This is a genomic window from Clostridium sp. AF28-12 (assembly GCF_003435225.1).
Lineage (GTDB): Bacteria > Bacillota > Clostridia > Lachnospirales > Lachnospiraceae > Pilosibacter > Pilosibacter fragilis.
Genome location: NZ_QWGJ01000045.1, coordinates 1 through 4,286, shown reverse-complemented (window position 1 = coordinate 4,286; position 4,286 = coordinate 1). Strand labels below are relative to the sequence as shown.

8 protein-coding genes are annotated in these 4,286 nt (G+C 37.2%); all 8 read left to right on the top strand.

What is annotated here, in order from left to right:
* Positions 1-46: 46 nt before the first annotated feature.
* The 8 genes from DWY93_RS16500 (at position 47) to DWY93_RS16475 (ending at position 3,900) form a co-directional block, all read left to right on the top strand.
* Positions 47-493, top strand: coding sequence for a DUF6017 domain-containing protein (locus DWY93_RS16500; protein ID WP_347466549.1), 447 nt, complete (start codon positions 47-49; stop codon positions 491-493).
* Complete coding sequence (locus DWY93_RS16495; RefSeq protein ID WP_117471375.1) at positions 474-821, top strand: DUF6050 family protein; 348 nt, start codon at positions 474-476, stop codon at positions 819-821. Before DWY93_RS16500 ends, DWY93_RS16495 begins: the two co-directional genes overlap by 20 nt.
* 22 nt (positions 822-843) lie before the next feature.
* Positions 844-1,053, top strand: a complete 210-nt coding sequence (locus DWY93_RS17900; RefSeq protein ID WP_347466546.1) for a hypothetical protein — start codon at positions 844-846, stop codon at positions 1,051-1,053.
* 248 nt (positions 1,054-1,301) lie between these two features.
* Positions 1,302-1,718, top strand: coding sequence for a hypothetical protein (locus tag DWY93_RS16485; protein ID WP_347466544.1), 417 nt, complete (start codon positions 1,302-1,304; stop codon positions 1,716-1,718).
* 52 nt (positions 1,719-1,770) lie between these two features.
* Positions 1,771-1,935, top strand: coding sequence for a hypothetical protein (locus tag DWY93_RS17895; protein ID WP_347466541.1), 165 nt, complete (start codon positions 1,771-1,773; stop codon positions 1,933-1,935).
* 4 nt (positions 1,936-1,939) lie between these two features.
* Positions 1,940-2,656, top strand: coding sequence for a hypothetical protein (locus tag DWY93_RS16480; RefSeq protein ID WP_117471374.1), 717 nt, complete (start codon positions 1,940-1,942; stop codon positions 2,654-2,656).
* 85 nt (positions 2,657-2,741) lie between these two features.
* Positions 2,742-3,089 carry a transposase gene (locus DWY93_RS17705; RefSeq protein ID WP_242990757.1) on the top strand — a complete coding sequence of 116 codons (348 nt, stop codon included), beginning with the start codon at positions 2,742-2,744 and terminating at the stop codon, positions 3,087-3,089.
* Positions 3,040-3,900, top strand: coding sequence for an IS3 family transposase (locus DWY93_RS16475; protein ID WP_347466537.1), 861 nt, complete (start codon positions 3,040-3,042; stop codon positions 3,898-3,900). The genes DWY93_RS17705 and DWY93_RS16475 overlap by 50 nt, the downstream gene beginning before the upstream one ends.
* The last annotated feature ends 386 nt before the right edge of the window (positions 3,901-4,286 follow it).

Genomic DNA, 4,286 nt, shown 5'->3' with positions numbered 1-4,286 from the left:
TTAAACGTTTTATTTGAAATAGCACAATAGGTTAAATTATACTGATATGAGTTATACCAATCCAATCTATCCATCCGGTGAAGGAAAGCAGACTGATGATAGGCTGGATGGAGCAGATGCATACATAGAGATTATCAAAGAAAATATTGAGTACGATTATCACATGAAATATGATGAAATAAATGACAGGGAACTGTATGATGAATTATTTGAATTGATCTGTGAGGTTGTATGTGTAAAGCGGACTACGATACGGATTGCGGGGGAGGAGTATCCCTATGAGCTTGTAAAGTCAAAATTCTTAAAGCTGAGGAGCAATCATCTGAAGTATGTGATGGGGTGTATGAAAGACACGACAACAAAAATTTCAAACATTAAGGCATACATGGTTACGGCACTGTATAATGCGCCATCAACAATAAATCATTATTATCAGCAGGAAGTGCAGCATGATATGTATGGGGGAGGCTGGCATGAAAAGGGTATTGTTTAAGATTATCGTTCCGGTATTGATACTTGGTTTATGGATACTGATGTGTTATCCGGTATGCCAACAGGAAAACGGATTTGATTATTTCCTTTTCTGGATTATGATAGGTTTTCCCTATGGGATTCGGAAAATGTGTATGTTCTTCATACCTAAAAATTTTGGAATTGCCGGGAGCATTGGGGTGTTGGCATTTAACGGCATCATTGGTGGTCTGATAGGTGGTATCATTGTAATTGCAAGGATGATCGCAGTATTTGTGGAGATAATAAAGATGATTGCAGGCACTTCTGGTCACGATGTCCAAAAGTGTGATAATAGAGATATAATGTAAAAAACGGAGAGGATGTCATCGTATGAAAGAAACATATATTACAGAGGATGAGGAGCTAAAATGCCAGAAAGTTGCTAATGCCTTTACCGAACTGTATGAAATTGAAAATATACTGGTATTGGATGCCGGGAGATATGGGTTTGTCAAATTGCAGTATTATAGACCACCACAGGGGTTTGAGGATGTAATTACCTTTACAGACAGTCAAAGCATGTTTGAAAATTTATGGTAGGAGTGGTTTGATACAAAGCTATTTTTACTGGCAAAGGATACTCCGATGGAAGGGATGGGGTATAGTGAGATATTCCAATGTTTGTCCGAACAGGAGAAAAGAGCACTCACAGACCGGAAAGCATATTTTGCAAAGGCGGCTGAAATGGAATAATTGAGATGAACAGCGGTAGGGCGGTTATGGGAGAAATCTTGTAGCTGCCCGTTTTTACTTTGGGACATTGTGACCAAAAGTGGGAAGGAGAAATTATGGAATCAATGAGAGATATCAATAGAGTAATGGAACGAGAAATTGCAAAGGGGAGCAGTCCTTTAAAGCTGGATCATATTGAATTTGGGGATTATTCGTATCAGGAGATAACATCAGAGAAAAAATTGGAAGATGTGTTATCCTATTTGTTAAGAATAAGGGATTTCAGACAATATACTGGAAAAACTATTCTGAATAATGTGTATATGGATTTGCGTGGAAGAAAACCTGTATTTAAGAGGTCTCGAACAGCAATCGAAAGAAATAATATATTCGCAACAATTAAAAGGTATGCAAAGAAGTTAAAGCCGCAGTATAATGGAGATGTATATTTGGAAACGGTCAGATGCTATTTCGATATGCCACAAGGATACATATCAAGGGAACGAAACATATGCCTTTCTGTTATCAGATAAATATATTATGGCATTGTATACGCATTGTCTGGTGGCGAGAAAGGAAGCTGCTTTGCAGAAGATGCAGATTGAAGGCTTTACGGAAAAAGAGTATGGAATGGTAAGACTGGAGAGTGTTGGGGATGTTTTGTTTCAGGCATTGATGTTGGACAATATTAGATTAGATGATGGTAGAATATATGCAGAATATATATCTATTTATTTGACAGGAGGATGAGAAAATGTTTGATGAACAACTTAATGAACTGGCTTCAATCGTTAAAAATAATGACTTAAAAGAATATGCAGGGGATGCATTTTGGAATTTAATACAAGCTGTTATAAGTAAAGATCCAGTATCTGGAACGTTAGCAGCTAAGGATGTAAAGCAGATAGTCTTTCATATGCCAACTGTTATATTTTGGAATAAGATAAAAAGATTTTTACAAGGAACATACAAAGACTACGGCGAACAAGTAAAGATGGCTTCACGATTTAATAATGATAATGAAAAGTATATCGAATTTGTAAAAAATCAGATATATTTGATTGACAAACTAGAGGATGAAATGAAAGTGGATTGTTTTGCAATGTTAACTAGATGTTTGCTATTGCAAGAAATTGAGATTTCATTGTATTTTAAATTGGCACAAATTATTAATCAATGTACTCCGTTTGAATTGGAATACATAAGAAAAACGAGAATTGATGAGAAACAAAAAAATAGTGCAGTGGTATCATCGTTATATCAATATGGGTTAGTAGAACAAGATTCAAATGAAACGGAAGTATATTATCTCTTTTCCGGATTTGGGAAGGCATTAAAAGGAAATTGTTTAAATTATGGTGATGATACAAAATGTAAGGTGTTTAAAACATACAACGATGTATCTCCATTATCTATTTCTGAGCCTGCTTTAATGGGGGATATAAAACAATTATTTATTGAAACAGTATAATGGTATCGTAATTTAAGACACTTCAAGAGACATTTCTTAATGAATCTGATATACTGTAAACACTACAGAAAGAAGGATTTTTATTATGTCTCGAACAAGAAGAAATCTCTCAGCCAAATTCAAATCAGAATTAGTGATTGAACTGCTCAAAGGAGAAAAAGACTTAAATACAATCGCAACCGAAAACAATATTCAGCCGAATCTTCTTCGCAACTGGAAGAAGGAGTTCCTCGATAAAGCATCCGTGGTTTTTGATGACACCCGAGAGGATAATCTAAAAGAAAAACTTGCTTTAGAGCGCAAGGAAAAAGCTGAATATGCGAAAAAAGTTGGCCAGCTCACCATGCAGGTGGATTGGTTGAAAAAAAAATCTGAAGAAACACTTGGACCTGACTACGAGAGTAAATTTAGTCCAAAACCTTTTGAAGACTAAAGAACTTCCAGTTAAAACAGGAACTGCGCTTCTTGATATCAACCGTACCAGTGTGTATTACAAGGGCACGCCCATATCTCAGGAGGAGTTAGATTGCAAATCAATCATAGATCGTTTACACACGGATAACCCGGCCTGGGGAGCACGACAATTGTCTGCCCAACTGAAGAAACGTGGGTATCAGGTTGGCCGCCGGAAAATGCGCCGTTATATGAATGAAATGGGGATCGATCCAATCTATCCAAAAATGAACCTTTCTAAACGTATGCAACAGGCTAAAGTCTGCCCGTATCTGCTACGTAACGCCGTTATCGACCGTCCAAATCAGGCATGGTCAATCGACATTACATACATCCCCATTAAGCGTGGATTCCTGTATCTGACCGCTGTGATTGACTGGTACAGCCGCTGTATCGTTGGCTGGGAAGTCGATGATACTCTGGATACCAGAATGGTCATAACTGCGTTAAAAAAGGCGTTTATGGTGGCAAAACCTGTTATCCTGAATTCGGATCAGGGCTGTCAGTTTACAAGCAATGAGTACATGAATTTCCTCAAAGAGAACCAGATCCGTCAAAGCATGGATGGTAAAAGCCGGTGGGCTGACAATATCATGATCGAACGATGGTTCCGGAGTTTCAAGTACGAGGAAGCATATCTGACTCAATACAACAATATCCGAGAAGCAAGGAAGGCTATTGGGAAATATGTGCATACATACAACTTTGAACGTTGTCATTCCGCACTCAATAATCAGACACCGGCATCCTGCTATTATCCAATCCTGTTACTGGATGATCACGCAGCCTAAGGGGGATTTTCTCCCCTACCTAGTTACATATATCAGTTCATTATAAAAAGCTTGGATTTTTGTCTTGACAACTGAACCACTATACAGTTAATGGTTAATATCGGAAAGAAATTTACTATGAATGACAGTTATTTGAATACTTTTGTAGAGTTGTTTTTTAAGATTGATGAAAATGTGCGGTGAAGAATATCATAGATCAAGCTAGTCATGTATTGGCATCTTTAATAACAAGATTTGGCGAGGTTGAAAATGAGCTTTGCTATGGAACTTCAAGGCAAGATGATTTTATCGACACGGTATTATGTCTTTTTATTAGAAAGATTATGGAACAACTTGACATAATTAATCCTGAATTATTCACGGAGCAGTATCTGAACTGGTAACTG